The 23,531-nt window shown below is 70.0% G+C and carries 24 protein-coding genes and 1 pseudogene; 11 read left to right on the forward strand and 14 right to left on the reverse strand.

The window, feature by feature from the left end:
* Positions 1-103 precede the first annotated feature (103 nt).
* Together MFF22_RS08645 and MFF22_RS08650 are read left to right on the forward strand one after the other, a co-directional pair.
* Entirely contained in the window at positions 104-769 is a 666-nt protein-coding gene (locus MFF22_RS08645; protein WP_238248559.1) for a nucleotide-binding protein, read from the forward strand.
* 235 nt (positions 770-1,004) lie between these two features.
* Positions 1,005-1,295, forward strand: coding sequence for a hypothetical protein (locus MFF22_RS08650; protein ID WP_238248560.1), 291 nt, complete (start codon positions 1,005-1,007; stop codon positions 1,293-1,295).
* 87 nt (positions 1,296-1,382) lie between these two features.
* On the opposite strand, the gene MFF22_RS08655 is transcribed toward MFF22_RS08650, so the two are convergent.
* Both MFF22_RS08655 and ssb read right to left on the reverse strand, forming a co-directional pair.
* Positions 1,383-2,771, reverse strand: coding sequence for a M20/M25/M40 family metallo-hydrolase (locus MFF22_RS08655; RefSeq protein ID WP_238248561.1), 1,389 nt, complete (start codon positions 2,769-2,771; stop codon positions 1,383-1,385).
* A 227-nt stretch (positions 2,772-2,998) separates the two neighbouring features.
* The gene (gene ssb / locus MFF22_RS08660; protein WP_238248562.1) at positions 2,999-3,526 is read right to left on the reverse strand and encodes a single-stranded DNA-binding protein; all 528 of its coding nucleotides are present in this window, start codon (positions 3,524-3,526) and stop codon (positions 2,999-3,001) included.
* Positions 3,527-3,901: 375 nt separating this feature from the next.
* On the opposite strand from ssb, the gene MFF22_RS08665 reads away from it, so the two are divergent.
* On the forward strand, positions 3,902-5,098 hold the full coding sequence (locus tag MFF22_RS08665; RefSeq protein ID WP_370877571.1) for an alpha/beta hydrolase family protein: 1,197 nt from the start codon (positions 3,902-3,904) through the stop codon (positions 5,096-5,098).
* A 6-nt stretch (positions 5,099-5,104) separates the two neighbouring features.
* On the opposite strand, the gene MFF22_RS08670 is transcribed toward MFF22_RS08665, so the two are convergent.
* The 3 genes from MFF22_RS08670 to MFF22_RS08680 form a co-directional block, all read right to left on the reverse strand.
* On the reverse strand, positions 5,105-5,353 hold the full coding sequence (locus MFF22_RS08670; RefSeq protein ID WP_238248563.1) for a hypothetical protein: 249 nt from the start codon (positions 5,351-5,353) through the stop codon (positions 5,105-5,107).
* A gap of 23 nt (positions 5,354-5,376) precedes the next feature.
* Entirely contained in the window at positions 5,377-5,997 is a 621-nt protein-coding gene (locus MFF22_RS08675; RefSeq protein WP_238248564.1) for a pyridoxamine 5'-phosphate oxidase family protein, read from the reverse strand.
* Between the two features lie 152 nt (positions 5,998-6,149).
* Positions 6,150-7,307 carry a hypothetical protein gene (locus MFF22_RS08680; protein ID WP_370877573.1) on the reverse strand — a complete coding sequence of 386 codons (1,158 nt, stop codon included), beginning with the start codon at positions 7,305-7,307 and terminating at the stop codon, positions 6,150-6,152.
* 98 nt (positions 7,308-7,405) lie between these two features.
* On the opposite strand from MFF22_RS08680, the gene MFF22_RS08685 reads away from it, so the two are divergent.
* Together MFF22_RS08685 and MFF22_RS08690 are read left to right on the forward strand one after the other, a co-directional pair.
* Entirely contained in the window at positions 7,406-8,017 is a 612-nt protein-coding gene (locus MFF22_RS08685) for an NnrU family protein (protein ID WP_238248565.1), read from the forward strand.
* A 4-nt stretch (positions 8,018-8,021) separates the two neighbouring features.
* Positions 8,022-8,534, forward strand: coding sequence for a hypothetical protein (locus MFF22_RS08690; protein WP_238248566.1), 513 nt, complete (start codon positions 8,022-8,024; stop codon positions 8,532-8,534).
* 10 nt (positions 8,535-8,544) lie between these two features.
* Here MFF22_RS08690 and MFF22_RS08695 read toward each other — a convergent pair whose 3' ends face one another.
* The gene (locus tag MFF22_RS08695) at positions 8,545-9,144 is read right to left on the reverse strand and encodes an LbetaH domain-containing protein (protein WP_238248567.1); all 600 of its coding nucleotides are present in this window, start codon (positions 9,142-9,144) and stop codon (positions 8,545-8,547) included.
* 425 nt (positions 9,145-9,569) lie between these two features.
* Between MFF22_RS08695 and MFF22_RS08700 the strand changes: the two genes are divergently transcribed.
* From MFF22_RS08700 to MFF22_RS08710, 3 genes are all read left to right on the forward strand, one after another.
* The gene (locus tag MFF22_RS08700) at positions 9,570-10,280 is read left to right on the forward strand and encodes a tetratricopeptide repeat protein (protein ID WP_238248568.1); all 711 of its coding nucleotides are present in this window, start codon (positions 9,570-9,572) and stop codon (positions 10,278-10,280) included.
* A gap of 22 nt (positions 10,281-10,302) precedes the next feature.
* Complete coding sequence (der, locus tag MFF22_RS08705) at positions 10,303-11,652, forward strand: ribosome biogenesis GTPase Der (RefSeq protein ID WP_238248569.1); 1,350 nt, start codon at positions 10,303-10,305, stop codon at positions 11,650-11,652.
* Between the two features lie 141 nt (positions 11,653-11,793).
* On the forward strand, positions 11,794-12,093 hold the full coding sequence (locus MFF22_RS08710; protein ID WP_238248570.1) for a PsiF family protein: 300 nt from the start codon (positions 11,794-11,796) through the stop codon (positions 12,091-12,093).
* Positions 12,094-12,191: 98 nt separating this feature from the next.
* On the opposite strand, the gene MFF22_RS08715 is transcribed toward MFF22_RS08710, so the two are convergent.
* Positions 12,192-13,982, reverse strand: coding sequence for a PAS domain-containing hybrid sensor histidine kinase/response regulator family protein (locus tag MFF22_RS08715; RefSeq protein ID WP_238248571.1), 1,791 nt, complete (start codon positions 13,980-13,982; stop codon positions 12,192-12,194).
* Between the two features lie 187 nt (positions 13,983-14,169).
* Positions 14,170-14,628: pseudogene (locus tag MFF22_RS08720) on the reverse strand (hybrid sensor histidine kinase/response regulator); the annotation flags it as partial.
* 560 nt (positions 14,629-15,188) lie between these two features.
* Here MFF22_RS08720 and MFF22_RS08725 point away from each other — a divergent pair.
* A complete protein-coding gene (locus tag MFF22_RS08725; protein ID WP_238248572.1) occupies positions 15,189-15,584 on the forward strand; it encodes a PilZ domain-containing protein in 396 nt (131 codons plus the stop codon).
* Between the two features lie 56 nt (positions 15,585-15,640).
* Here MFF22_RS08725 and MFF22_RS08730 read toward each other — a convergent pair whose 3' ends face one another.
* Positions 15,641-16,132 carry a DUF3280 domain-containing protein gene (locus tag MFF22_RS08730; RefSeq protein ID WP_238248573.1) on the reverse strand — a complete coding sequence of 164 codons (492 nt, stop codon included), beginning with the start codon at positions 16,130-16,132 and terminating at the stop codon, positions 15,641-15,643.
* 105 nt (positions 16,133-16,237) lie between these two features.
* On the opposite strand from MFF22_RS08730, the gene MFF22_RS08735 reads away from it, so the two are divergent.
* Positions 16,238-16,579, forward strand: coding sequence for a winged helix-turn-helix domain-containing protein (locus MFF22_RS08735; RefSeq protein ID WP_238248574.1), 342 nt, complete (start codon positions 16,238-16,240; stop codon positions 16,577-16,579).
* A gap of 195 nt (positions 16,580-16,774) precedes the next feature.
* Here the strand turns inward: MFF22_RS08735 and MFF22_RS08740 are convergent, their stop codons facing one another.
* Together MFF22_RS08740 and MFF22_RS08745 are read right to left on the reverse strand one after the other, a co-directional pair.
* On the reverse strand, positions 16,775-17,893 hold the full coding sequence (locus MFF22_RS08740) for a carboxylate-amine ligase (protein WP_238248575.1): 1,119 nt from the start codon (positions 17,891-17,893) through the stop codon (positions 16,775-16,777).
* Entirely contained in the window at positions 17,890-18,300 is a 411-nt protein-coding gene (locus MFF22_RS08745) for a dihydrofolate reductase family protein (RefSeq protein ID WP_238248576.1), read from the reverse strand. Before MFF22_RS08745 ends, MFF22_RS08740 begins: the two co-directional genes overlap by 4 nt.
* A gap of 234 nt (positions 18,301-18,534) precedes the next feature.
* Between MFF22_RS08745 and MFF22_RS08750 the strand changes: the two genes are divergently transcribed.
* Positions 18,535-20,226: a methyl-accepting chemotaxis protein gene (locus tag MFF22_RS08750; protein ID WP_238248577.1), complete on the forward strand. Its 1,692-nt coding sequence runs from the start codon at positions 18,535-18,537 to the stop codon at positions 20,224-20,226.
* A 254-nt stretch (positions 20,227-20,480) separates the two neighbouring features.
* On the opposite strand, the gene MFF22_RS08755 is transcribed toward MFF22_RS08750, so the two are convergent.
* From MFF22_RS08755 to MFF22_RS08765, 3 genes are all read right to left on the reverse strand, one after another.
* Positions 20,481-21,236 (reverse strand): SDR family NAD(P)-dependent oxidoreductase, encoded by a 756-nt coding sequence (locus MFF22_RS08755; RefSeq protein ID WP_238248578.1) that lies wholly within the window; start codon positions 21,234-21,236, stop codon positions 20,481-20,483.
* 4 nt (positions 21,237-21,240) lie between these two features.
* Entirely contained in the window at positions 21,241-22,713 is a 1,473-nt protein-coding gene (purF, locus tag MFF22_RS08760) for an amidophosphoribosyltransferase (protein WP_238248579.1), read from the reverse strand.
* Positions 22,714-22,887: 174 nt separating this feature from the next.
* Entirely contained in the window at positions 22,888-23,490 is a 603-nt protein-coding gene (locus MFF22_RS08765) for a CvpA family protein (protein WP_238248580.1), read from the reverse strand.
* Positions 23,491-23,531 lie beyond the last annotated feature (41 nt).

Here is a 23,531-nt window from a genome sequence, read left to right on the forward strand (position 1 = left end):
AGCCTGCCTGACCCGGAATCAGGCGGCCTCTCCGCCCGCGACGGGGACGGACGGACGCGATGGACCCCCGCGACACGGGACCCCAACCCCAGGGCGGCCGCCGGTGAGCGCCGCTTTCAGACCCCGCGTCGTGGCCGTCGCGGTCCAGAAGGGTGGGACCGGCAAGACCACCCTGGCCACCTCCCTGGCCGTCGCGGCGACGCAGGCCGGCGAGCGGGTGACGGCCTTCGATGCGGACCCGCAGGGTTCCCTCGCCGCCTGGGGCACCCTCCGGGCGGAGGCCGAGCCCGTGGTGGATCGGCTGCGCCCCTGGGAGTTCGCCCAGTTCTCGGCGATCCTCGAGCAGCAGGCCGAGGAGGGAAGGACCCTAGCCATCGTCGACACGCCCGGCGCCTCGATCGGCGGGATCGCCGCGCTCCTGCGCTTGGCCGATCTCGTCGTCATCCCGATCCGGCCGTCCCGCCTCGACCTGATGGCCGCCCTGCCGACCATCGAGCTCTTGGTCGCCCAGGGCTTGGCCGAGCGGCTCGCCCTGGTCCTCAACCAGTGCCCGCCGCCGCCCTCGCCCCGGACCGGCCTCTATGCCAAGCAACTCGCGGGGCTGGGCATGATGGCCGAGCCCGCCATCCTCCAGCGGGTCGATCATCAGGACGCGATCGCCCTCGGCCGGGGCGTCACCGAGCACGCCCCCCTGGGCTTCGCCGCCGCCGAGATCCGCGCCCTGTGGACGTGGATCGACCGGCGGATCGGCCCCCCCGCCAGGGGCTGATCCGGCGGCACGTCCCACGCCGCGCCTCGCCGGCGACGTTCGGGATGCCGCTTTCATCCCGGTGGAAGCCTGGAAGGTGTGCCGACGCACCGTTCCGGCAAAGTATTCGGATTAAAATCCGACGATATATACTGTGCGAATGCGCACTAATAGACTTTTGATCGTCGCTTATAGTCATCTCATCGGCGCAGGACAGCGGGTCCGGCCCGGAGAACAGCCAAGAAAGGTTGACGAGATGAAGCGCTTCGCGATCCTGGGCCTTGCCACCCTCACCCTGGCCGTGCCGGGCCTCGCCTGGGCCGAAGGCGGCGAGGGGAGCCGCCAATCCGCGGGCGGCGGCCATATGAGCAGCTACATCAGCGACCCGTACCACAACCCCAAGTCGCTCCATTCCCAGCGCATGGGCACGGGCCAGATCTCCGGCGCCCCGATGTACCATGACGGCCACCGGGCGACGGTCTCCCGCGGGGACATCGTCGCCCCGCACTGGGCTTCCGGCACGGCGCCCCGGCGCGCCCATCGCTGACGCCGTCACCGCCCTGAGGGGGGGGAGGACGATCCCGGGACCGGCCCGCCCCCCGGGGGGCGGGGGTCCGGCCCGGAGGGCTCGCCCTTACCCCCGGGCGCCGAGGGCGGAGAGGATCCGCGCCCAGGAGCGGGTGCCCTTGTGGAAGCTTGTCAGGTCGTACTTCTCGTTGGGCGAGTGGATCCGGTCGTCATCGAGGCCGAAGCCGATGAGCAGCGTGTCCTTGCCGAGGATGCGCTTGAAGTCGCCGACGATGGGGATCGACCCACCCGCGCCCACGGTCACTGCGGGCACGCCCCATTCCGCTTCCAGGGCCGCCCTGGCGGCGGTGAGTTCGGGCATGTCGAAGGGCAGGCTGATGGCCCGGGAGCCCTTGTAGGTGACGACCTCGACGGAACAGTCCGCGGGCACCCGCTCGCGCACGAAGGCCTCGAAGCTGCGGGCGAGCGCCGCGGGATCCTGATCGTCCACGAGGCGGAACGAGACCTTGGCCGAGGCGGTGGAGGCGATCACCGTCTTGGTCCCCTCCCCCGTATAGCCGCCCCAGATCCCGTTCACGTCGCAGGCGGGCCGCGACTGCACGAGTTCCAGGGGCAACCGCCCCTTTTCGCCCGCGGGCTCCTTGAGGCCGATGGGCCCGAGCAGGGTCTCGGGCGTCATGCCGAGGCCGCGCCATTGGGCGATGACCTCGGCCGGGCGCTCGTGGACGCCGTCGTAGAAGCCGGGCACCGTGACCCGCCCGTCCGCATCGTGCAGGTCGGCGACGATCCGGGACAGGACGTGGATCGGGTTGCGCGCCGCGCCCCCGAAGAAGCCCGAATGCAGGTCCCGGTCGGCGCAGGTGACCTTCACCTCAAAATAGCAGAGCCCCCGCAGGGACGAGGTGATCTGCGGGGTCTTCGGGTCCCACATCCCGGTGTCGCAGACGAGGACCACGTCGCAGCCGAGTTTGTCGCGGTTCGCCGCGACCCATTCGGGGAGCCCCTGGGAGCCGCTCTCCTCGGCGCCCTCGATCAGGATCGTCACCCCACAGGGCAACTCGCCCGCCATCGCCAGATGCGCCCGGCAGGCTTCCACGAAGGTCATGACCTGACCCTTGTCGTCCGACGCACCGCGGGCGACGATCGTCCTGTGACCCTCCGGCCCGGTCGCGATGCGCGGCTCGAAGGGCGGATGCGTCCACAAGTCCAGCGGGTCGACCGGCTGCACGTCGTAGTGGCCGTAGAACAGGACGTGGGGGGCGCCGGGCTTCGGCTTGTGGGCCAGGACGACCGGGTGCAGCGACGTCTCCTCCACGCTGGTCTGGAAGCCGAGCGCGGTCAGGTCCGTGGCGAGCCACGCGGCGGCCTCCCGGCACTGCCCGGCATAGGCCGGGTCCGTCGAGATCGACGGGATGCGCAGGAAGGCGAAGAGCCGTTCCAGGGCGTTGTCGAGATCCGCGTCGATATCGTTCAGGATCGCGTCGAGGGCGGACATGGGGGCTCCGGGGTGCCTGGGGTCGGCCCAGGGTTAGCCGAGGCCGGCGGCGGGCGGCAATGCCCGCCGCCGCTCCGCCATCCGCAAGGGACGCCGGAGAGGCCCGCTTCCGTGGACGACGCCTAGTGCAGTGACGCACTCACTCCGTTCATGCGCCCCTACCCTAGATCCTTGTTTTTGCATCAATTTTTCCAGACACGGCTGAAGCCTTCGTCTGGATCGATGCACTAGAACGGGATGTCGTCGTCGAGCTCGTAGCCGCCCCGGGAGCCGCCGCCGCCCGAGGACGGAGCCGGCGGACGGCGCTCGCCGCCGCCCTGGGCGCGACCGCCGCCGAAATCGCCGCCGCGGCTGATCTGGCCGCCGCCTTCCTCCTCGGACGCGAACTCGCCGCCGCCGCCGCCCCGGCCGTCGAGGATCGTCAGCTCACCGCGGAAGCGCTGGAGCACCACCTCCGTCGTGTACTTCTCGACGCCCGACTGGTCGGTCCACTTCCGGGTCTGGAGCTGGCCCTCGATGTAGACCTTCGAGCCCTTGCGCAGATACTGCTCGGCGACCCGCGACAGGTTGTCGTTATAGATCACCACCGAGTGCCACTCGGTCTTTTCCTTGCGCTCGCCGGTCGACTTGTCCTTCCAGGATTCCGAGGTGGCGATCCGCAGGTTGCAGACCGGGTCACCCGAACCCAGGCGACGGATCTCGGGATCACGCCCGAGATTGCCCACCAGAATCACCTTGTTGACGCTGCCCGCCATCGATCTCTCCTCGCGTTCCGCATCTCACGGGGCCGTTCGTCGGCACGCCCCAACACATGCGCCCCGCGCCGTCCGTCTTCAATGCCGGCGGATCGGGCGCCCACAGGCAGCTGAGGCGTCCCATATGTTCTAGTTTTGTTCGGTAAACGGGGCAAGGGCCCCGGCCTCTCGCGGCGGCTAAGAACGGGAAGCGGCGCCGGGCCATGGGCGATCCGGCCGAAAAGCCCGAAAGCGATGGGGATCATGCCCTAAAATCCGGCCGAATCGGCGAGACCCGTCAGAATTCGTTGAAGTCTCCCGTGGCATCACCTTCCCCGGCCGATCGCTTTTAGAGGTCGAATTCAACCCCAAAGCGATTGTACGCCGGAGAGCATCATGGTCGCCATCCTCCGTGTTCTGGTTGTGCTGGCTTTCGCCTTGGGAATGGGTCCCGGACCAGCCCTGGCCGAGACCATCCCCGTCGCCTCCGGCGTGCGGTACGAGTTCATCGGCCGCTGGGACACGGACAGGCTCGACCGTATCCTCACCGTCGACACCCCGGCCTTCGCCGGCATCCCGGCGACCTACACGCCAGCCCGGAACGCGGTGAAGCTCTACCGGGTGACCTATCCGTCGGTGATCCCTGAGCGGGGCAATAAGCCGACCGTGGCGTCGGGCCTCGTCGCCGTGCCGGAGACCGGGGCGGTGCCCCTCCCGACGGTGTCGTACCAGCACGGGACGGTCTACGGCAAACAGCAGGTCCCCTCGTTTCCCGACCAGTCCCCCGAGACGCAGCTCATGCTCGCCCAGTTCGCCGGGCAGGGCTACGTGCTGATCGGCGCCGACTATTTCGGCCTCGGCCTGTCGGACGAGCCGGAAGGCTACATGGTGAAGGCCAGCCACCAGCAGGCGACCTACGACATGCTCATGGCAGCCCGGGCCGTCCTCGCCGATCTGAAAATCCCCACCACCGACCTGTTCCTGGCCGGCTGGTCGCAGGGCGGGTTCGTCACCCTCGCCATGCTGGAGAAGCTCGAAGCCGCGGGCGTGCCGGTGCGGGCGACCGGGACGGCGAGCACCCCGGCCGACGTGTTCGCGGCCCTGAGCGGCTTCCTCGACTACCCGCGCCCGAACGATGCGACCTGGGTGCCGACGCTGTTCATCCTGTCGGCCTTCTCCTTCGAGAACTATTACGGCGTGCCGGGCCTCGCCCGGTCGCTCCTCACGGACGAGTCCTACGACCTCTCCCGCCGGGCCTACGAGCGCCTGCCCTTCGACCCGGCCGCGGTGCCCACCGACCTGCACAAGATCGTCAAGCCCGAGTATTTCGACCCGCAGTTCTTCGCGACCTCGGCCTATGGGCGCCTCGTGGCGACCACGCAATGCTACCGCTGGGTGGTGAAGACGCCCGTCCGCACCTTCTACGGCGAGGCCGACGAGGCGATCCGTACGGAACTCGGGCGGTTGCCGATGGCCTACCAGAAGGCCCTGGGCAACGACCGCGTGGAGGCGGTCTCCACCGGTGCCACCAGCCACCGGGGCACCTTCGCCAGGGCCGTGCCCCAGTGGAAGGCGTGGTTCGACGGGCGATAGGGCGCCTCACTCCTCCCGGAGGACGCGGAGCGAACGCACGGTCAGCTCGTCGATCTCCAGGGAGCCGATCCGCGCCCGGCTGACCGACAGGCGGCCGATGGCGACCGCGCCGAACACCACCACGCCCAGCGCCAGTGCCCCGAGGGCGAAGGCGCCGGCTGCCCCGGCACCGAGGGTCTGCGCCCCCGTCGCGGCGGTGCCGCGGGCGCGCGCATGCTCCGGGGGGCGGACGGCGTCGGGTCTCGAAACGGTCATGGGGGGCGGTCTCCTGCGGCCGGTCAGTATAGCCGGGTCCGGTAGGCATCCGCGATGGACGCCTCCGCCTCCTCGACGGGAATCGCCGCCGTCTGATCCGCGAGGATGCGGCCGAGGCTCGGGAAGCTGTCCCGGGGCACATGCCTCTCCGCATCCCACAGGCGCGAGCGGATCAGCGCCTTGCCGCAATGGAACAGTGCTTCCTCGACCCGCACGACGAGGCCGGTCTCGGGGGTCTTGCCCTGGGCCGCCAGGGGTTCCAGCAGGGCCGGATCGCGGGTGATCGACGCCGCGCCGTTGACCCGCAGGGTCTCGGCGATGCCCGGCACGAAGAAGATCAGCCCGACATTCGGATTGCCGAGGATGTTGACGAAGGAATCGACCCGGTTGTTGCCGCGCCGGTCGGGGATCACCAGCGTGTGCGCATCGGGGGTGGCCACGAAGCCGGGGGCATCACCCCGGGGGCTCGCGTCCACAGTCCCCGCCGCATCCGCACTGGCGAGCACGAGGAAGGGCGACAGGGCGATGAAATGCAGGGCGTAGTGGTCGAGGTGGTCGAGCACCTTCTCGGCGGCAAGCGGTCTCACCGGTCCGATACCGGCCCGCAATTCCCCCTCGTCCTGGATCGTCTGATGATCGCTCATGTCGGGCACCCTGGGGCCTGCGGCTGCGGGCAGGAGTGCATTCCCCGGACCATCGGTCAATCGGGCAAGGATCAGGGAAGGGGCCGGGCAAGGATCAGGGAAGGGGCCGCGGAAGGCGCGGGCGACGTCGTCCCCCTTGGCCGGTGCAGCCCTTACGGCCAGACGGTGATCGCCACCGGCCGGCGCAGCAGGTCCCGGTCGGAGGTGACGGTGCAGCCCTCGACGCGCAGGCTCGCGTAGGTCAGCAGGGCGGCGTCGCCCGCATCGTCGAAGTTGCGGCCCTGCGCCTTCGGATCGAGGAGGGAGGGGTAGGCGATCAGGTGCCCGCCCGCGGTGCAGGGGTCGTCGTAGAGGGTCCTGCCCTCCAGGAGGAGCCGGGGCCGGTCCCAGGCGAGGAGGTCGCGGGAGGTGGTCCAGTAGAAGCCGGGCTTCTCGAACTCTCCGCCGGCCTTTGCCATGAACACCGCGACGAAGGCGCCGGTCTCCCGGTGCCGGACTACGGCTCCGACGGGGCCGGGAAACGGGCCGACCGGGCGGCAGGTCGCCGGGTTGCGCACCGATGTCCGGTAGGGATCGGGGAAGGCGGCGGTGAAGCCCAGGCCGGTCCAGGCCCGCCAGCGGGACGGATCGGCGGGGGCGTCGGTGCGGAACAGGCAGACGCCCGGGGGCTGTCCCGCCCAGCCGGTGGTCGCGATGAGGACGTAGCGCCACTGCCCGTCCGAGACGATGTTCGAGGGGTTGAAGAAGCCCCGGTGGCGGCCCTGCCCGACCTCCTGCCGGAAGGGCGCCGCGGCGGCGACGGCGGGCGGGCTCGTCCGGGTGAAGCTGCGCCCGCCATCGGCCGAGGCGGCGGCGGTGATCGTGTTGTACCAGCAGGCCATGGACTCCCCGGCCGGACATCGCCCGGGATGCGTATGGGCCTGATACTCGTGGTGCAGGAGGGCCGCGACGGCGCGCCCGTCCTCGGTCCAGGTCGCGGTGATCCACGACCGGTCGTCATGGGCAGCGGGATCGGCGCTCCCACCGGATTCGAGCACCACCGTGCAGTCGAGCTTGAGGTGGAGCAGGTCGGGCCCGCGCAGCGCCCGGTTGCGATAGTGCATCCCGAACACGGCGACGGCCCCGGCGGCATCGCGAAAAGCGCGGGCGGGGGCGTCCGGGACGTCGGCCCCGTCACAGGCGTCGCGGGTCGCGGAAAAGACCGTCGCCGGCGGCCCGACGAGGGTCAGCGCCGAGAGCGGAGGCTCGCGCCCGTCCTGCCCGAGCGCGGGCGGCACGGCGATCCCCGCGAGCAGGAGGGCGAGGGCGATGCGCAGGGTCGGAACCGGGCTGCGTCCGGGCGGCGCCTGGACAAGCGGTGCGAACTTCGCTTGAGAACCGTTACCGTTCGCTTTTCGCGCGAGGCCCCATGTTCCTGCTCATCCTCGGCCTCGTGCTGTTCCTCGGCACGCATGCCTTCACCATGCTCCGGTCCCGCCGGGCGAGCCTCGTCGGCGAGATCGGCGAGAATCGCTACAAGCTCGGCTACACGGCCCTCTCCCTGCTGGGCCTGATCCTGATCGGGGTGGGGTTCCACGATTACCGGCAGGAGGGGATGATCCCGGTCTGGGATCCCCCCGTCTGGACCCGCCACCTCGCCCTGACCCTGGTGCTGCTCGCCTTCATCAGCTTCGCGGCCACCTACATCCCGAGCCACATCCGCGCGAAGGCCAAGCATCCGATGCTGCTCGCCGTGAAGATCTGGGCGACGGCGCACCTCCTCGCCAACGGCGACCTCGGCTCGATCCTGCTGTTCGGCGGCTTCCTGGCCTGGGCGGTCTCCGCCCGGATCAGCATCAAGCGGCGGGAGCGGGCCGCCGGGATCCCCGCGGGGGGCCGCGCCGCCGTCGCGGTGCCGGCGGGCTGGCGCAACGACGTGCTCGTGGTGCTGATCGGCACCGCCGCGTGGTTCATCTTCGCCCGCTACCTGCACTACGTGCTGATCGGCGTGTCGGTCTGGCCCGGAACCATGGGAGCCTGACGCCATGACGACACGCCGCACGATCCTCGCGGCCCTCTGCCTGACCGGTCTCGCCCCCACCCTCGCGGCGGCCGAAGAGACCGCGGCCTGCGGCCATTCCGCGTGGTCGATCGAGCGGGAGCGGGCCGCCTTCGCCGGGAGTCTGCCGACGGTCGCCTCGGGGTCCGCGCTTCCGGCGGGAAGCCCGGCGGCCGTGGTGACGCTCACCCCGGCCGCGGAACTGTCGCTCCCCGTCCCCTCGGACCGGCCGGCCAAACCCGGGACCTACGGCGGATACGTGACCGCCGCAGCACCGGCCGAACCCGGCACCTACCAAGTGACCCTGTCCGAGGAAGCCTGGATCGACGTGAGCCAGGACGGCCGCACGACCCTCAAGGCGGACGCCTTCGCCGGGAAGATCGGATGCCCCGGCATACACAAGAGCGTGCGCTTCACCCTCGGCGCGGTGCCGGTGATCATCGAGGTCAGCCGGGTGCCCGGCCCGCAGATCAAGGTCGGCCTGTTCAAGGCTGAGTGAGACCGCCCGCTTACGGGATGTCGTCGCCCGTCGGAAGGTCGCGCTTGCGGGTGGCGGGCAGGCCCGCATACTCGCCGTTCGGCACGGTGCTCTTCAGCAGGACGCCGCAGGCCAGGAGCGTGCAGCCCTCGGCCATGGTGACGCCGGGGCCGATCATGCCCCGCGACTGGATCCAGCACCCCCGCTCGATCGTGACCGGGCGGCGGACATGGTCACCCTCCTTGCGGCGGTAGACGCTGTTCTCCGTGTTGTGCGAGCCGGTGATGATCATCGACTGATACCCGAGGCGCGCCCTCTCGCCGATGGAGACCGGCGCGGAACAGTCGATGAACGACCCGATGTTGATCACCACCCCGTCGCCGAGGGTCAGGTTGCCCGGTTGGCCGATGAAGACCTTCTGCGCGATGCGGACCTTGCGGCCGACCTTGGCGCCGAACAGGCGCAGGAGCGGCGGCCTGAGACGCCCGGGAAAGAGCAATGACTGCATGCCCGCCATCGCCACCTTTTCCGCCACCATCTGAAGCCGGCCGAGGCGGCGATGCACCGGCTCGACCGAGGCGGCCCGCGGGGCCGGTGAGAAGGTGTCGTGCATCATCGCTCTCGGGTGCATTTTATCTCCGGCCCCCGGAATGTAGGCTTCACGGGTGGAAAGATTCGGGCCCTAGACGAGCCTGAAGGACTTTTGGCAGTTCGGTGGGAATAGACTTCAGCAACTGGCTGTAAGTCGGAAAATAACGACTATAGCTGCATTGCTGCCGACACAATACTAGCGCCGCTCGACATGCCGTGGCGCGGAAATGTGCTGGCAACACGCCTGGAAGACTGTCCTTAGCCGAGCTATCAAGAATCTGTGTTCAGCACAATAGTACGTTTCCGCTTTGCGGAGCCGCGTGTCCGGCAGGCGACACGGATCGTCCCCGGGACCCCGCAGGCCGGCGAAAGTCGCCAAAGGTCGCCAAGTCCTCGGCCCTGTGTTAGGCGCACGGCCTTCGAGGATCGCGAGGTGGTCCGGCGCCCCGCGCCGACCGGGATACGATGGCCGAGAACAACGAATTCATCCGCGAGGTCGACGAGGATTACCGCCGCGAGCAGATCCTCCAGGTCTGGCGTCGCTACAGCGGCGTGATCATCGCCCTGGCGGTCCTCCTGGTCGCGGGCGTCGCGGGCTGGCGCTACTGGCAGGCGCAGCAGCATGCGGCAGCCGAGGCGGCCTCGATCCGATTCGATGCGGCGAACCGTCTCGCCCGGGACGGCAAGGTCGAGGAGGCCGACAAGGCCTTCACCGCCCTGGAGCAGGATGGCACCGCGGGCTACCGGCTGCTCTCCCGGTTCCGGGCGGCGGCCGAGACGTCGAAGGCCGACCCGGCCAAGGCGGCCTCGGACTTCGATGCCCTGGCCGGCGACGCGGCCCTGGGCGACGGCCTGCGCGACCTCGCCCGGCTGCGCGCCGCGCTCATCCGCATGGACGGGCCGAACCCGGACGCCGCGCTCGCCAACCTCCAGAGCCTCGCCGCGGGCAGCCCCTACCGGCATACGGCACGGGAGATGCTGGGCCTCGCCGCCCTGAAGAAGGGCGATTACGAGGAGGCGAGCCGGTGGTTCGACCAGATCGTCGCCGACCCGGATACGCCCCGCGCCCTGCGCGAGCGGATCGAGGTCTACGCGGCCATCGTCGCGGGGGGCCCCGTCACGCAGACGGCGGCCAAGCCCGAGGCCGCCGCACCGCCCCCGCCGATCACCCGCTGACCGAAGGACTGAGACACTGACGATGGACATGCCGACCGTCGCGATCGTCGGCCGGCCGAATGTCGGCAAGTCGACGCTGTTCAACCGCCTCGTGGGCAAGAAGCTCGCCCTTGTGGACGACCGCCCCGGCGTGACCCGTGACCGGCGCGAGGGCGATGTCGCCTTCGGCGGCCTGATCTTCCGGGTCATCGACACCGCCGGCTTGGAAGAGGCCGACGACGACACCCTGACCGGCCGGATGCGGATGCAGACCGAAGCGGCGATCCTCGCCGCCGACGTGGTGCTGTTCGTGATCGACGCCCGCGCCGGTGTTCTGCCGGCCGACCAATCCTTCGCCGAACTGACCCGCCGGGCGGGATGCCCGGTCATCCTCATCGCCAACAAGGCCGAGGGCGGGGCCGGTATGTCCGGCGCCTACGAGGCGTTCTCCCTTGGGCTCGGCGACCCGATCCCCTTCTCCGCCGAGCACGGCGAAGGCCTCGGCGAATTGCACAACGCCCTGATCGAGGCCCTGCCGAAGCCCGATCCCGACGAGGAGGAAGACGAGGACGGCTCCGGCAGCCGCTCGCTCCGCGTCGCCATCGTCGGGCGGCCCAATGCCGGCAAGTCGACGCTGATCAACAACATGCTCGGCGAGGAGCGACTGCTGGTCGGCCCGGAGGCCGGCATCACCCGCGATTCGATCTCCCTCGACTGGGAATGGCGGGGCCGGCGGATCAAGCTGCACGACACGGCCGGGATGCGCCGCCGCGCCCGCATCGACGACAAACTGGAGAAGCTCGCCGTCTCGGATGGGTTGCGCGCCGTCCGCTTCGCCGAGGTGGTGGTGGTGCTCCTCGACGCCACCATCCCCTTCGAGAAGCAGGATCTCACCATCGTCGACCTCGTGGAGAGCGAGGGCCGCGCCTTGGTGATCGGTCTCAACAAGTGGGACCTCGTGGCCGACCAGCCCGGCCTCCTCAAGCAGCTGCGCGAGGATTGCACCCGCCTGCTGCCGCAGGTGCGCGGGGTTTCCGTGGTGCCTCTCTCGGGCCTCGCCGGCCAGGGGGTCGACAAGCTGATGCAGGCGGTCGTCGATGCCGCCGCAGTGTGGGACCGGCGCGTCTCCACCTCGCGCATCAATGACTGGTTGAGCGAGGCGACGTCCCGCAACCCGCCCCCGGCGGTGTCGGGCCGGCGGATCAAGATCCGCTACGCCACCCAGGTGAAGAGCCGGCCGCCCCACTTCGCCCTGTTCGGCAACCAGCTCGACGCGCTGCCGAAATCCTACACCCGCTACCTCGTGAACGGCCTGCGGGAGGCTTTCGACCTGCCCGGCACCCCGATCCGCCTGTCCCTGCGCACGTCCCAGAACCCGTTTGACAAGGGCTGAGGACGAGCGGAGGCGGTCGTCTCGCACACCGTTACGAAACGTTACCGGCCGGATACCGCCCGGCCACGGAACGGATGCGGCCGACCTGTCTCATGGCCCCGTCGAACCCCGGACCGGGGCCGGCCGGACAGGAGCCAGACCATGACACGCGCCACACCTTCGTTCCTTGCCCTCGCAGTGGTGCTGGGCCTCCCCGCCGCCGCCCTCGCGCAGGCGGAGGCGCCGGCCACGGGCGGACCCTCGGCCAGGGCCCAGTGCCGGGCACAGGTCGACAGCCGGAGCCTGACGGGGCCGGAGCGCAAGGCGGCGATGCACGATTGCATGAAGCCCCAACGCGACGCCTGCCGGAGCCAGGCCGTCGCCAAGGGCCTTGCGAAGGGGCCGGACCGCAAGGCCTTCATGCATCAGTGCCTGACCGGAAGCCTCGCTCAGGCGCAGTAGGGCGGCACCCGGCCCGATCCGGGGGCCTCGTGCTCCGGCGCCTTCACCTCGCGCCATGACCGTGGTGATGACGTGATCCCAGCGTCCCGGAAACCGCCCTAGCCCTCGATCAAACCGCGGATGCGCCCGGCCAGGGCGTCGAGGGCGAAGGGCTTCGTCAGCACCTGCGTGCCGGGGGCGAGGTGGCCATGGTTCAGGGCCGCGTTCTCGGCATAGCCGGTGATGAACAGCACCTTCAGGCCCGGCCGGCAGGTCCTGGCGGCATCCGCCATCTGCCGGCCGTTCATTCCCCCCGGCAGGCCCACATCCGTGATGAGCAGATCGATGCGCAGGTCGGATCGCAGCAGCGTGAGGCCGCCGGGGCCGTCTTCCGCCTCGATGGCGCGGTAGCCGAGATCCTCCAGCACTTCGACGACCAGCATGCGCACGGTGGGCTCGTCGTCCACGACCAGCACCGTCTCGCCCGCCCGCGCCAGGGGCTTGGGCGGGCGGTTCTCGATCTCGTCCGGCCCTTCCGCCTCGCCGCGATGGCGGGGCAGGTAGAGGCAGACCGTCGTGCCACGCCCGACCTCGGAATAGATGCGCGCCTGCCCGCCGGACTGGCGGACGAATCCGTAGATCATCGACAGGCCGAGGCCGGTGCCCTCGCCCAGGGGCTTGGTGGTGAAGAACGGATCGAAGGCCTTGGCGACCACGTCCGGGGTCATGCCGGTGCCGTCGTCCGAGACGCAGATGGACACGTACTGGCCCGGCGCGACGTCGCGTTCCGCCGCGGCCCGGTGATCGAGCCAGCGGTTGCAGGTCTCGATCACGATGCGCCCGCCCCCCGGCATGGCGTCCCGGGCGTTGATGCAGAGGTTCAGCAGGGCGTTCTCCAGCTGGCTCGGATCGACCAGGGTCGGCCAGAGCCCCCCGGCCGCCGCCACCTCCACCGTCACCGGAGGTCCGACCGTGCGCCGGACCAGTTCCTCCATGCCGGCGACCAGCCGGTTCACGTCGGTGGGCTTCGGGTCGAGGGTCTGCCGGCGGGAGAAGGCCAGCAGGCGGTGCGTCAGCGCCGCCGCGCGCTTGGCCGCCCCCTGCGCCGCGGCGATGTAGCGGTCGAGCTCGCCCGTCCGCCCTTGCAGCACCCGGGTCTGCATCATCTCCAGGGAGCCGGCGATGCCCGCCAGCATGTTGTTGAAGTCGTGGGCGAGCCCCCCCGTGAGCTGGCCCACGGCCTCCATCTTCTGCGCCTGCCGCAGGGCCGCCTCGGTCCGCGCCAGGGCCTCGGCCCGCTCCCGTTCCGCGGTGACGTCGCGCCCCACCGCGTTGATCAGGTCCTCGCTCGGCCGCGTGGACCACGCGATCCAGCGGTAGCTCCCGTCCCTGGCCCGGTAGCGGTTGTCGAACCGGGCGTGGGACATGCCCCTGGACAGGTCCCGGACCCCCTCGCGGGGCCGGGCGGCGTCGTCGGGATGGACCAAGTCGGACAGGTTGCGCCCGAGGAGTTCGTCCTCGCGCCAGCCCAGGATCTCGGTCCAGGCCGGGTTCACCGCGGTGATGACGCCCTCGAAGGTGCAGCGGAGCATGAGGTCGCGGGACAGTTGCCAGAGGGCGTTGCGGTCGGCGGTGCGCTCCGCCACCAGCCGCTCCAGTTCCGCCGCCCGGCGCTTGCCCTCGTCGATGTCGACATCGGTGCCGACCCAGCGGGCGATCGCTCCGGCCGCGTCGCGGACCGGTTCGGCCCGGACCAGGAACCAGCGGTAGGCCCCGTCCGCCCGGCGGAGGCGCATCTCGTGCTGGTAGACGACGCCCGTGGCGAGGGCGTGCGCCCAGTCCGCGGCGGCCGGCGGCGCGGTCCTCCGGATGCACCACCGTCTGCCACGCCAGGGGCCCTTCCAGGCCACCCGGCGGCATGCCGGTATAGGCGTAGGTCTGCGCGTTGAACCACGTCAGGCTGCCGTCCGGGCGGGCCGACCAGACGTGGTTCGGGATCGCCTCGGTGAGGATGCGGAACTGCTCCTCGCTCTCCCGCAGGCGTTCCTCGGCCCGCTTGCGCTCGGTGATATCGCGGAACAGCACCGACACCTGGCGGCGGCTCGCCGGCTCGACCCGGGCGGCGGAGACCTCGATATGGCGGCCCACGGCGACGAAGGCCCGCTCGAAGCGGACCGGCACGCCGCTGCGCAGCACCCCGCCGTAGAGGTCGAGCCACCCCTCCTCCTCGCCGGGGGCGATCTCGCGCAACCGCTTGCCGACGATGTCCGGGATGCCCGTATGCCGCTGGTAGCCGGAATTGGCCTCCACATGGACGTAGTCGCTCATCGGGCCGTCGGGACCGTCGATGAACTCGATGATGCAGAACCCGTCATCCACCGCCTCGAACAGGGCGCGGTAGCGCTGTTCGCTCTCGGCCAGGGCCATCCGGACGGCGCGCTCCGAGTCCCCCCGGGCCGGTGTGCCGGGAGAGCCGGCCTCGGCCCGGAGCCGGGCCGCTTCCTCTTCGAAGGCGGCGGCGCGATCGAGCAAGATCTCTGGCTTGGGCCGGTCCATGGAATCGTACTGCAGGACTGTCAGCCCCGTTGTAGTCTCAAAGCCTTACCGAATACGGGACGACCGAAACGGGACAAGCACGGCAAAGTCATGGCAGGAAACCTGTCAGGCCTAGTGGAGCCGGCGATCTCGCCCGACGGCGGCGCAATTTCGCTCTCAGGTTGAACTCTTTGATCCATGTAATTGTCCCGGGGCGGCGTCATCCGCACTGTCGCCGGGTCGGATCCGTCCGGCCGGCCCTGCCGAGTGTGGCATCCCCCCGTTCATGGTCGGTGGGGCCGTTCCTGCGGACAAGCTCCTGGCCCGTCACCAGGATTCGCGTCGGCCACCACGGCCGCTTTCCTTATTTCTAATTTATTTACCTTTTTAATCCGCGAGATCCCGCCAACTCTGTTTTTGAATAGTATAGATTATTTAGGAATCGCCTGCCATTCTAGCGATCCGTCCGAGTCGGAAACGCTCATAATGTCGACTGGGTCATGGTACCACGTCTCCATGTGCTGGTGCGATGCATGGCTCTCCGGCCGGTCTACTCACGCGGGTGAGGGTGGGTCGGCCGAATGACCACTGAGACTGCCGCGGACATCATGTTCCGCAACGTGCGCCGCGAGGAGCGCAAGGAGACGAACTGGATCGCCAAGATCCGGCTCTTCGACGGCAGCGAGATCGCGACGTCGGTCAAGGACATCTCCGCCTCGGGCGCCCGGCTCGCCGTGCCGGAATCCATGGAGCTTCCCGAGCGCTTCATGTTCCGGGTCATCGGGCACGACTTCGTCTGCGCGGTGAAGGTGGCATGGCGCCGGGGCTCCCAGGTCGGGGTCCGGATCGAGCGGGTCGGCAAGCTGGACACGAAGACGGTCAAGCCACAACAGGAAGAGGCACCTGCGGCGGCGGAGACCAAGGAGACCGGTGGCGACATGATGCGCAGGCGCGGCAGCCGGATCTCGCAGTTCTAGCAGGCTGCTGCAAAGGCCCTATGAGGGTGTCCTCAAAGGTGGCAGATCCGAAGCTCTCACTTCGGGGCCGGCGGCATCCTTTCCTGCACGAGGTACTTCACCCCGTGCTCGAACGAGGTGTCGGTGTCGCCGCGGATATCGACGCTGTAGGCCTGCTCGGGCGTGCCTGCCTTGAGATCCTTCACATAGACATTGATGTTGAGGATCAGCGCCGAGACCTTCTGGATCTCGCCGGTGATGGCCACATCCGCACCGAGCTTGCGGGCGTAGTCGTCCGCGCAGCCGCCGCATTGGCGCAGGTCAGCACCATCGCGGACCTCGTCCCTCACCGGCGCCGTGGACACGATCCGGTAGCGGCCCGTATCCGCGAGCCGCTGCCTCAGGAGGTCGCTGATGGGCCGCAGGCGCTTCGTATCCGCCTCGGTCGGCCCCTGGGCCCCGAGATTGGCGAGCTGGAAATCGAACACCGCCGCCTTCGGCGGCTCCGCCCGGGCGGCGGTGGCGGCCAGGACCGCGATCGCGGCCAGCGGCAGGGCACGGCACGTCATGGGATGTCCTCTCGGTCTGCCTGAGGGAAACGCCCCGGGGAGGCACACCGTCCCCGAGCCGTGATACTGCGGGCCGGAGAGGGCTGCGGAGGCGGCTTCGGACCAATGGCGCAGCTCAGCATTCGGATCGATCTCGGCCCGGACTTCCGGATCGGGCCGGGCAAGATCGCGCTTCTGGAGATGATCGCCCGGCACGGCTCGATCTCCGCGGCGGGTCGGGCGCTCGGCATGTCCTACCGGCGGGCCTGGATGCTCGTGGAGGCGATGAATACGGGCTTCGGCCGGCCGGTGGTGGAGGCGCAGAGTGGCGGCCGCTCGGGCGGCGGTGCCCGCCTCTCTCCCCTCGGCGCCGACCTCGTCGCCCGCTACCGGGCGATCGAGCGCGAGGCTACCGCCGCCGCCGCACCGTTCCTCGACGGGCTCGCCCCCGGCCCGGACGGGCACTGACGGGCGGGGATGTCCGCGGCGTCCTGCTGAAGCGGTTTCGGGTTGATCTGGATCGCCCGCTCAACCGTCTTTGCGAGCGACAGCGAAGCAACCCAGGGCAGCGGAACCTGCCCGGATGTGGCGGATCCCTGAATTGCTTCGCTTCGCTCGCAAAGACGAGAGACGCGGCATGATTCGAGGATGACAGAACACGCTCTAGATGACCGCCCCCGCGATCCAGTCCACGGCGGCGACAAGGCCGGCGGAGTGGTCCGACCCTGCGGCCCGCGCCGCCGCGTAGGCCGCGACCTGCCGGTCGGCGCTTGTACCCTCCGCGGCGATGGCACGGGCGCGCGCTACCTCCGGCACGCAACCCAGGGCGTCCGCATCCTCCGCGATCAGGGCCAGCACCGCGTCCAGGGCTTCGTTGAAGGGGACCGCCCCGCCGCGGGCCTCGTCGATCAGGGCGGCGCGGACGCCATCCCGCTGGGCTCGCCAGAGGTTCTCGAGGGTGAGGGCCCGGGAGACGCCGTCGAGGCCGGCATTGAGATCGGGCCGGCGCACGCAGAGCCGCACGAGGCAGCGGAACAGGGCCGCGAGGCAGAGGGAATCCTCGAGCCGGGTGCAGGCGTCGGCGATCCGCAGCTCCAGGGTCGGGTACTTGATCGAGGGACGCAGGGACCACCACAGGTAGCTCGCATCGGCGATGGCGCCCGCCCGAGTCATGATCGCTACGAACCGGTCATGGGCGGCGGCGTCGGCAAAGATCTCCGGGAGCCCGGTGCGGGGCAATTCGCCGAACACGCTGAGGCGGTAGGCCATGAGGCCCGTGGCCTCCCCCTGCCAGAACGGCGAGGAGGCCGAGAGGGCGAGCAGCATCGGCTGGAACGGCAGAAGCCGGTTCATGAGATCGATGCGCCCGTCGGGATCGGGCACCTCGATATGGACATGCATGCCGCAGATCAGCGCCCGCCGGGCGGCGATGCCGAGATCGGAGAGGATGCCCTGGTAGCGCTCGCCGTCCGATGCGGTCTGGCTTTCGCGCCTCGCGACGGGATGGGTGCCGCAGGACAGGAGGGTCAGCCCGTGGCGGCCCGCGATCATCGCGAGGCGGGCGCGCTGCCCGCCGAGGTTGCGGCGTGCTTCGTCCATCACGGCGAGCGGCGGGGTGCACAGCTCGATCTGCGCCGCGACCAGCTCGCGTCCGGTCTCCGGCAGCCCCGCCTTCGCCTCGGCATGAAAGGCCGCAAGGTCGCCCTGCGGCGTTCCCCGGGTCCGCGCATCGGCCAGGAAATATTCCTCTTCGATGCCGAAGCTGTAGGGATGGCCGCTCATGCGCCGCGCAGGCCGCCGCCGACGAGCCAGGCCGGATCGAACCAGCGGTCGGCCTCCCCGTCATAGGGAAGGCGGGTGATGTCCCATTGCTGGATGAAGGGCGCATAGACGTTCCACACCGCGATCCCGCCGCCGACGAAGATCCGCCGGCCGGGATAGCGGGCGAGGACCGCCCGCGGGTCCTCGTGGGAGCGGATCACGTCAATGGTGCGGTCGCGGAAGGCGAAGTCCGGAACCGACGCGATGGTCTTGGGGCCGGCGATCAGCACGTGGCCCTGCGTCTCTGCGAAGAAGCGAGTCACGTCCTCGACGTAGAGCGGATCGGTGTTGCCCTCCCAGGGCAGATGCCCGTGCAGGCCGAGCTGGCCCCGCTGCCCGATGGCGCACATCGCCCGCACGTCGATCATTCGGTGTCTCCCGCCCTCCGGCCCGTCATAGCCGCCCGCCCCCCGGGCGACCAGCGGAGGGACAGCCGTTCCGCCGCGTTTCCGGCATCAGGCCAATTAATCAATCACTACGCTTCATCTATGAAATATAACTCCAAAGCTATCAAGAAATCTATGTAAGAACGTCGCGTTAACAACCGCAGTCTTAAAAGCTGTCATCTCAGGCGAAGGTTCTTCCGCTTCCGGATCTTTCCCATGCGTGCCTTTAACGATCTCAAGCTCATCGCCAAGCTCGCCCTCCCGGCGGCGCTCGTCCTGCTCATGGCGGTGGGGCTCGTGCTCATGGCCCGCTCCGGCCTCGACACCCTGCGCCACACCACCGACGAGGTCGTCGAGCAGCAGGTGAACCGGGTCGTCGCCGCCCTGCGGATGGCGGACGCCCTGAACGCGGCCACGATCGCGCAGAAGGGCGTGATCGTGGAGGGCAGCGGCGACGTGCTCCAGACCCTGGCGGTGCGCCATCAGGAGGCCGTGGCCCGGGCGGAGCGCGAGGCCGACCGCCTCGTCTCCCTCGGCGCCGATGCCGGGCAGCGCACCCAGGACGAGGCCGCCCGCGGGGTGGTGAAGGACTACCTCGCCTTCTCCGACAAGGTGGTCACCAACGCCAAGCAGGGCATGACCGACATCGCCTTCGCCATGTCCACCCAGGAGGATGCCGCCCTCCGGGCGAAGGCCCTCGCCGCCGTCGAGGCGAGGGTGACGCAGGCCCTGGCCGACCTCGCCGCGGCGCGGGAGACCGCCGGGCAGGTCGCCGGCTCCACGAAGGACCGCCTGACCTGGCTGGCAGCGGTCGGCCTGAGCGCGGCTTTCGCCCTGCTCGCGGCCATCGCGGTGCTCGGTATCGCCCGTCCCCTCGCCCGCATGGCGCAGGCGATGAACGACCTTGCGGCGGGTGACCTCGCCGTGACCGTGGTGGGAACGGAGCGCCGGGACGAGGTCGGGCTCCTCGCCCGGGCGCTGCAGGTCTTCAAGGACGACGCCGCCACGGCCCGGCGCCTGTCCGCATCGGAAGTCTCCCGCAGCGAAGCCGCCGCGGGACGGGCGGCAGCCCTGGACAGCCTCGCCCGGTCCTTCGAGGAGCGGGTCTCCGGCCTGACCGGCGCCCTCTCGGCGGCCTCCGGTGAGTTGGAAGCCACCGCCCGGTCCATGACCGGCACCGCGCAGGACGGGACCGGCCGCACCATCGCGGCGGGCGCCGTCGCCCGGCAGACCTCCGAGAGCGTGCAGACCGCCGCCGCCGCCAGCGAGGAGATGACCGCGTCGATCCGCGAGATCGTGGATCAGGTCGCCCAATCCTCCGAGATGGCCGAGCGGGCCGTCGCGGATGCGAAGCGGACCGATGCGACGGTGCAGCAGCTCTCCGCCGCCGCCATGCGGATCGGCGAGGTGGTGCAGATGATCTCCGCCATCGCCGGCCAGACCAACCTCCTCGCCCTGAATGCGACGATCGAGGCGGCCCGGGCCGGGGAAGCCGGCAGGGGCTTCGCCGTCGTAGCCGCGGAGGTGAAGGAACTCGCCGGCCAGACGGCCCGCGCCACCGACGAGATCGGCGTGCAGGTCGGCCAGATCCAGGCGGCGACCCAGGCCGCCGTGGGCGACATCCGCCGCATCGGCGACGCCATCGGCGAGATGTCCGCCCGGGTCGGGGGCGTGGCCGCGGCCATGGAACAACAGGGCAGTGCCACGGGGGAGATCGCCCGAAGCGTCGCCCATGCGGCCGGGGGTACCGCCGAGGTGAGCGCCACCCTCGCCGAGTTGCGCGACGGGAGCGAGCGCACGGGTCAGGCCGCCGCCCGGGTGCTCGAGGCCGCCCGGGCCCTGTCGACCCAGTCGGAGCGGCTCACGCAGGAGGTCGGCGGCTTCCTGGCAGAGGTGAAGGCGGCGTAAGGACGCCACCCCCAACGCCTGCGGTCAGGGTGGTAGAACTCGTCCCACCTTCTCTCTCATCCTGAGGTGCCCGCCCCGGCGGGCCTCGAAGGAGGGCTTCAGAAAACGTCGCGATCCCTGGATCCCTCCTTCGAGGCCGCTTCGCGGCACCTCAGGATGAGGGAAAGGATGGGATCACGCGCGGGTGGCCGGAGTATCGCGCGCCTCTCCGCAGGACGCGGTGAGAGGGGATGTTTCACGGCCGGACTTCCCGCTCACTCCGGCCCGCGCGGCGTCAGCAGGCGGTCCTGCCGGAAATCGTAGATCAGCCCGGTCTCGGCCCAGTTCGGGGAGGCGAGGCGCACGAAATGCGGGGCCAGATCCTCCGGGGTGCGCAGGGTCTGCGGATCCTCGCCGGGCATGGCCGAGCGGCGCATCCGCGTGCGCAGGGGGCCGGGGCTCACCAGCATCGTCCGGATCGCCGTCGTCTCGGTCTCGGCGGCATAGGTCCGCACCAGGGCCTCCAGGGCCGCCTTGGTCACGGCGTAGGGCCCCCAATAGGCCCTGCACGCACTCGCCGCGCCGGAGGTGACGAAGATCGCCCGGCCGGCATCGGACATGCGCAGCAGCGGATCGAGGGACCGGATCAGCCGCCAGTTGGCGGTGACGTTGATGTCCAGGGTGCTCGCCCAGATCTTCGGATCGATATGGGAGAGCGGCATCAGGACGCCGAGCACGCCGGCATTGCCGATGAGGATGTCGAGCTTGCCCCAGCGCTCGTGGATCGCCTTGCCGAGCCGATCGATGGCGTCGAAATCCTTGAGGTCGAGGGGCACCAGGGTGGCGCTGCCGCCGACCTGACGGATCTCGTCGTCGAGTTCCTCCAGGGCACCCTGCGTGCGGGCCACCGCCACGACATGCGCTCCGGCCTCGGCGAGGGCCAGGGCGGCGGCGCGGCCGATCCCCCGCGAGGCACCGGTGACGACGGCCACGCGGCCGTCGAGGGGCAGGTTCGCCGGAAAGCCAGGCATGAGATCAATCGGCCTCGGCGAGCATCGCCATCTGGCGGGGGCTGGCGATCGAAAGGTCCGTCAGGCCCGTCGGGTAGTCGCCGGTGAAGCAGTGGTCGGTGTATTGCGGGCAGGCGCCGTTGCGCTCCTCCTCGCCCATAGCCCGGTAGAGGCCGGGGATCGAGAGGAAGGCCAGGGAATCCGCGCCGATATACTGGCGCATCCCTTCGAGGTCGTGGGTGGCGGCCAGCAGCTTCTCCCGCTCCGGCGTATCGATGCCGTAGAAGTCGGGATGGGTGATCGGCGGCGAGGCGATGCGGAAATGCACCTCCGCCGCCCCGGCCTCGCGCATCATGCGCACGATCTTCACCGAGGTCGTCCCACGCACGAGGCTGTCGTCCACCAGCACGATGCGCTTGCCGGCCACCGCCGCCCGGTTGGCCGAGTGCTTCATGCGCACGCCGAGTTCCCGCACCGATTGGGTCGGCTGGATGAAGGTGCGCCCGACATAGTGGTTGCGGATGATCCCCATCTCGAAGGGGATGCCCGTCTCCTGGCTGTAGCCGAGGGCCGCCGGCACGCCGGAATCGGGCACCGGCACCACCACGTCCGCCTCCGCCCGGGCCTCCCGGGCGAGTTCGTGGCCGATGGCCTTGCGCACGCCGTAGACGCTCTTGCCGTTCACGATGGAATCCGGCCGGGCGAAGTAAATGTACTCGAAGATGCAAGGCCGCATCGGTTTCGCCTCGGCGAAGCGGATCGATTCGATGCCCTCTTCGGAGATCACGACGATCTCGCCGTTCTCGATGTCCCGGACATAGCGGGCGCCGATGATGTCGAGGGCGCAGGTCTCGGAGGCCAGGAGGTAGCGCCCGTCGAGCTCACCCAGGACGAGGGGGCGGATGCCCAGCGGATCGCGGGCGCCGATCAGCTTCTTGTTGGTCAGGGCGACGAGGGCGTAGGCCCCCTGGATCGCCTGCAGGGCGTCGATGAAGCGCTGGATGATCCGCGGCTTCCGGGACCGGGCGGCGAGGTGGAGGATCACCTCCGTGTCCGAGGTGGACTGGGTGATGGCCCCGTCGCGGACGAGGTCCCGGCGGATCGAGAGCGCGTTGGTCAGGTTGCCGTTATGGGCCACCGCCAGCCCGCCGCCGGCGAGTTCCGCGAAGAGCGGCTGGACGTTGCGCAGGATCGTCCCGCCCGTGGTCGAGTAGCGGACGTGGCCGATGGCAGACCGGCCCTTCAGGCGCTCGATGGTGGCCGCATCCGAGAACGAATCACCCACGAGGCCCGGCCTGCGCTCCGAGTGGAACACCGACCCGTCGAAGGACACGATGCCCGCCGCCTCCTGGCCGCGGTGCTGCAGGGCGTGCAGCCCCAGCGCCACGATGGCCGAGGCATCCGGGTGGCCGAAGATGCCGAACACCCCGCATTCCTCGCGCAGGGTATCGCCGTCGAGATCGAAATCGGCGGAGGTGTCAGCGTCAGTTCGCGACATGCTCGGGCTCGGTCCCTTCCAGGGGCGACGTGTCGGTGCGACGTGTCAGGGTGACCGGCGCTGCAACGGGCCGCGCGTCACGCACTCGTCATGTAATCGCTCCGGCACGTCAGGCCAACGGCGTTGGCCGCAGGGCAGCGGCCCGCGCGGCTCAGCGCTTGAAGCCCGCGCGGGCTAGCGCTTGGGGGCAGGCGCCGTCTCCGTGCGCTTCTGGACCGCCGTGTCGTCGGCCGGCGCGTCGGCCGCCTCGTTGGGCGGGGTGACGGGCTTGGGCTTCTTGAACTGCTTGAGGAACCCTTCGGGGTTCTCGGGAAGCTGGGCCACCAGGGCATCGCCGGACTTCTCCAGCATCGGCCGGCTGCGGGCCTGGGCTGCCCAATCCGGCACCTTGCCCTGGACCAGCCAGGACAGGAACACCCAGCCGATCACGCAGATCAGGAAGCCCCGGGCGGCGCCGAACAGGAAGCCGAGGGAGCGGTCCACCGCGCCGATGCGCGAATCGAGCACCACGTCGGAGATCTTCACGGTGATGATCGACACCACGATCAGCGTGACGAGGAAGATCGAGGCGATGGATCCCACCAGGGCGACCGTGTCGCTGCTGACGTGCTGCTTCACCGTGGGAAGGAGCAGGGGATAGAACGACCAAGCCACCGCGGCCGCGACGACCCAGGCGACGATCGCCAGGACCTCACGGGTGACGCCGCGGACGGCCGCCAAAAGCGCGGACACGGCAACGATGCCGAGGACCACGAGATCGAGGACTGTAAACGGCATCGCCTCACTTCAGGATACGCACGGGAGGCGCCGACGAGGCC

Origin of the sequence: Methylobacterium persicinum (assembly GCF_022179525.1) — a bacterium.
GTDB classification, from domain to species: Bacteria; Pseudomonadota; Alphaproteobacteria; order Rhizobiales; family Beijerinckiaceae; genus Methylobacterium; species Methylobacterium persicinum.